Origin of the sequence: Actinomadura napierensis, assembly GCF_039529375.1 — a bacterium.
GTDB lineage: Bacteria > Actinomycetota > Actinomycetes > Streptosporangiales > Streptosporangiaceae > Spirillospora > Spirillospora napierensis.
Map to the genome: position 1 here is coordinate 1 of NZ_BAAAMR010000230.1, position 4,444 is coordinate 4,444.

Consider the following 4,444-nt stretch of genomic DNA (forward strand, 5'->3'; position numbering starts at 1 on the left):
GCGGCCCGCGCGCGCCGGCGGGGCACCGCACGCGCACAGCCCGCGGCGGACGATGAGCAGGGCGCGGTCGGCGGTGTAGTCCGCCCGGTCGAGCGCCGGGCGGACGCGGTGACACGTCAGGCAGAGCATTGGTCTCCATTCCCCCCTCATGCGCGGGAGCCGCGCGCGCGGGCCCCGCCCCTGCCGTCCCGTGCGCATTCCCCCCGGACGCGCTCGGGACGGCGGGGCCCACAGGATGGCCCTGGCTCCCAGCGCTCGGAACGTTAGGCGCCCCGACGTTGCATGCACGTTGCGACCGTCCGATCACACACTGTGCCGAAAGAGCGTCGCCTCGGTTCGCGCGAACCGGTTGCGAGGCCCGCCCGATGGGCCGATCCTCAAACCCGTCGACGTTGTCCTCCAGGGGAAAGGCGCTGATGGTGGTGCAGAACCAGGTGGTCGCCGCGCGCCCGCCGATCGCCGAGTCCTGGAGGCGCTCGCGCGACGCCGGCGTGGACGCCGCCGTCGCGGCGGCTCCGCTGGTGTTCGACCGCGACACCGTCGCCGACGCCCGCGGCGCCCATCCGCTCGACCCGCACCTGCCGCTGCTGCGGGAGCTGCTGCGGGGCGTCGCCGACGAGACCGAGCACCTGATGGTGATCACCGACGAGGCGGGGCACGCGCTGTGGACGCAGGGGCCGCCCGCCGTCCAGCGGGAGGCCGAGCGGATCGGGCTGATGGAGGGCTTCTGCTGGGCGGAGGGGGCGGTCGGCACCAACGGCATCGGCACCGCCCTCGCCACCGGCCGCGCCGAGTACGTCTACGCCACCGAGCACGTCGCGCACGTCCTGCACCGCTGGTCCTGCGCGGGCGCCCCGATCACCGACCCCGACACCGGCCGGGTCATCGGCTGCATCGACGTCAGCGCCACCGTCGAGAAGCTGCACCCGGCGACCGTCGCACTGGTCGCCGCCGCCGCGCGGCTCGCCGAGTCCCGGCTGGAGGTCGACATGCGGAGGCGGGACGAGCGGCTGCGCGAGCGGTTCCTGCGGCACCTGCGCGGCACCGGGGTGCTGCTCACCGCGACTGGCCGGATCCTGGCCGCCGGACGCGAGGACTGGCGGGGGCGGCGGCTGGCCGTCCCGTTCGAGGGCGGCGCCGTCACGCTGCCCGACGGGCGCGCCGCGGTAGCCGAACCGCTCGGCGAGGTCTACCTGCTGCGCCCGTACCCGGGCGCCGCGCCCGGGACGGCGTCCGCCGGCGTCGCCCGGCCCGGTGCGGACGGGCGGCCGCTGCTCACCCTGTCGCTGCTCGGCACCGACCAGCCGTCCGCGCGGCTCGACGGCGTCCACCTGCCGCTGACGCTGCGGCACGCGGAGATCCTCGCGCTGCTCGCGCTGCACCCCGAGGGGCTCAGCGGCGACCGGCTGTCGTGGCACCTGTACGGCGACGAGGGCAGCCCGGTGACCGTCCGCGCCGAGATCCACCGGCTGCGCGCCCAGCTCGGCGGCCTCGTGCGCGCCAAGCCGTACCGGCTGGACTGCGCGATCGACGCCGACTTCCTCACCGTCCGGCGGCTGCTGGACGAGGGCGACATCGCCGCGGCCGTCCGGCTCTACGACGGCGAGTTGCTGCCGCGCTCGGACGCGCCCGCGGTGCGCGGCGAACGCGACGAGCTGGCGGTGCGGGTCCGCCGGTCCGCGCTCGACCGGGGCGGCGCCGAAGCGCTGTGGACCTACGCCCAGACCGAGCAGGGCCGGACCGACCTGGAGGCGCTGGAGCGGCTCGGCGACGTGCTGCCGCAGGACGACCCGCGCCTGCCCGCCGTCGCCACCCGCCGCGCCCGCCTCCTGGACGGCGACGCCTGACCGGCGCCCGGAGCGAAGCGGAGGGCGCCGGTCAGGCGTCGTTGCCGGGGGGCGTGGGGGGGTCGTCCCCCCACAGTGATACGGCCCGGTGTCCTCGGTCAGGGGGAGCCGACGCCGGCGTTGACCAGGTGCCCGCACTCGTTGTAGCAGACGGCGCGCAGCCCGCCGCCGTCGTGCCGCCAGCGCGTCATCGACGCGTTCGCGACCGGCTCCTTCTCCACTTCCAGAACCTGCTTCTCCGACAGGTCCTCCACGAGGTAGCGGGTCATCACCACGATCGCGTCGTGCGTCACCACCAGGGCCCGCCCGCCGGGGGCGTCGGCCTCCAGGTCGCGGTAGAAGCTGCGCAGCCGCAGCGCCAGGTCGGCCCACGACTCCCCGCCGGGCGGCCGGTAGTAGAACTTGCCGAGCCGCTTCAGCCGGTCGGCCTCGTCGGGGTACCGGCGCTGCACCCCGATCCAGGTCAGGCCCTGCAGGATGCCCTGCTCGCGGTCGCGGATCCGCTCGTCCACCTTCATCCGCAGGCCGCCGGGGTCCTGTGGGTGGGCGTAGGAGGTCTGGGCGAGCGCGATGCGGGCGGTGTCGAGGGTCCGCAGGTAGGGGGAGACGGCGACGAGCGTCGGCCGCTCGTCCTCGGGCAGGGCGGCGAGCCAGCGGCCCAGCGCCGCCGCCTGGGCCCGGCCCAGTTCCGACAGCGGGGTGTCCGCGTCGCGTTCGCGGATCCCCGTCTCCTCGGCGTCGGTGCCCTGCACCGCCTGGTAGGCGAGGTTGCCGGTGCTCTCACCGTGCCGGGTCAGGTTGAGCCACTGCAGCGAATTCACGATCGCCATGCTGCCACGGCCCGCCCGCTGCGCGGACCGCGTCGCCGGTGCCGCCGCGGTCAGGCACTGACCGGATCGGCTGCTCGTCTGACCGGTCCTGCCCGGCGGCCCCGCGCGGACGGCCGTCCGGCGTTCAATCGACCGTGACCGGGGACGGAACGCACGGAAGGCACGCACATGGCGGAATTGGTGACTCTCGACGGCGGGCGGATCGCCTGCGACGTGATCGGTGAGGGACCGCTGGTGGTGCTCTCGCACGGCACGGGCACCGGACGCGGCGACTACCGCCGTCTGATGCCGTTGCTGGCCGGCGCCGGCTATCGGGTGGTGAACATGGACATGCGCGGGCACGGCGAGTCCGGCCTCGACCGACCGTCGGTCACGGGGAAGGCGGCCATCAGCCGGACGGACGTGGCCGAGGACCTGCTCGGGGTCGTCCGGCACTTCGGCGGGCCCGCCGCCATCGTTGGGCACTCCCTGTCCGGCGGCGCGGCCACCATCGCGGCGGGAAGGGCCGCTGGACGGGGCCGTGCGGCCGGATCGCGGTTGCTCTACAGCCGGTAGTACTCTCTTCTGCGTGACGACCGCCCTGGCCACCGTGATCATCGTGGTGGCGCTGATCATCGCCGTGTACGCGCTGGTGACGGCGCTGCGCGGGCGCGCGATGGGCCTCCCCGACCTGATCGGGCTCGGGGTGCTGGAGGTCCTGCTGATCGCGCAGGCCGTGGTCGGGTTCGTCAAGCTGTCGGGCGACGGGGGGCCGAAGCACCCCGCCACGTTCATCGGCTACCTGCTGGCCGTCCTGCTGATCCCGGTCGCGGGCGCCGGCTGGGGGCTGTTGGAGCGCAGCCGCTGGGGGTCGGCGGTACTCGTGGTCGCCGGCGTCGCCGTCGCCGTCATGATCGTTCGAATGAACCAGCTGTGGAGCGGCAGTGCCTGAGCCCGACACCGGCGTCACCGGCGAACCGGCCGCCCGCCCCGGCGGCGAGCGCGTCCGCACGGGCACCGGCAGCGGCCCCGGCCGGCTGCTGGTCGCCGTCTACGCGATCTTCGCGCTCGCGGCCGGTGCGCGCGCGGGCGTGCAGATCGGCACCAAGTTCTCCGACGCGCCGCTGGCCTACTCGCTGTCGGCGTTCGCCGCGGCCGTCTACGTCCTGGCGACGGTCGCGCTGGCCCGCGGCGGCCGGACCTCGTTCCGGGTCGCCGTCGCCGCCTGCTCGGTGGAGCTGGCCGGGGTCCTGGCGATCGGCACGCTCAGCCTCGTCGACCGCTCGGCGTTCCCGGACGCCACGGTCTGGTCGGGATACGGCGAAGGGTACGGGTTCGTCCCGCTGGTGCTGCCCGTGATCGGGCTGCTGTGGCTGCGCCGCACCGCCCGCCGCGCCCGTCCGGCGGACGGCTGACCCCTCCCGCCACCCTGCCGGCCACCCTGCCGGCCACTCCGCCGGCCAGGGCGGGGCGGACCGCGCGCCCGCCCGTCCCGCGCCGGTCCCGGCGGGCGCGCGGCGTTCACCCTTCTCCATCATGATCGTCGGCCCTCGGGCGGCGGCGCGCGCCGTCACGCCGCCGTCGTGACCGCGCCGCCCTCGCCGGCCTCGGCCTGCTCCGTGCGGCCCTCCGCGGCCTCGGGCTCGGGTCCGGGGGACGGGTCGGCCGTCAGCGGGGCGGAGGCCGCCGGTTCCGCGGCGACCGCGGCGACCGCGGTGACCGGGGCGGGCGCCGGGGGAGCGGCGGTCATGGTGCGCCCCCCGGTCGGCAGGGCGGGGGGGGCGGGCC

Annotated in this window: 5 protein-coding genes and 1 pseudogene; 4 read left to right on the forward strand and 2 right to left on the reverse strand. The window is 76.1% G+C overall.

The features are described 5' to 3' along the window. The first annotated feature begins 416 nt into the window (after positions 1-416). Positions 417-1,847, forward strand: coding sequence for a GAF domain-containing protein (locus ABD296_RS48895; protein WP_344285232.1), 1,431 nt, complete (start codon positions 417-419; stop codon positions 1,845-1,847). Between the two features lie 98 nt (positions 1,848-1,945). Here ABD296_RS48895 and ABD296_RS48900 read toward each other — a convergent pair whose 3' ends face one another. Next, the gene (locus ABD296_RS48900; RefSeq protein WP_344285235.1) at positions 1,946-2,677 is read right to left on the reverse strand and encodes a histidine phosphatase family protein; all 732 of its coding nucleotides are present in this window, start codon (positions 2,675-2,677) and stop codon (positions 1,946-1,948) included. Between the two features lie 168 nt (positions 2,678-2,845). Between ABD296_RS48900 and ABD296_RS48905 the strand changes: the two genes are divergently transcribed. From ABD296_RS48905 to ABD296_RS48915, 3 genes are all read left to right on the forward strand, one after another. Next, a complete protein-coding gene (locus tag ABD296_RS48905) occupies positions 2,846-3,232 on the forward strand; it encodes an alpha/beta fold hydrolase (RefSeq protein WP_344285238.1) in 387 nt (128 codons plus the stop codon). Between the two features lie 13 nt (positions 3,233-3,245). After that, positions 3,246-3,608 (forward strand): hypothetical protein, encoded by a 363-nt coding sequence (locus tag ABD296_RS48910; RefSeq protein ID WP_344285241.1) that lies wholly within the window; start codon positions 3,246-3,248, stop codon positions 3,606-3,608. Positions 3,609-3,693: 85 nt separating this feature from the next. Continuing rightward, positions 3,694-4,071, forward strand: a complete 378-nt coding sequence (locus ABD296_RS48915) for a hypothetical protein (protein WP_344285244.1) — start codon at positions 3,694-3,696, stop codon at positions 4,069-4,071. Between the two features lie 155 nt (positions 4,072-4,226). Here ABD296_RS48915 and ABD296_RS48920 read toward each other — a convergent pair. Next, a pseudogene (locus ABD296_RS48920) lies at positions 4,227-4,444 on the reverse strand (4Fe-4S ferredoxin); the annotation flags it as partial.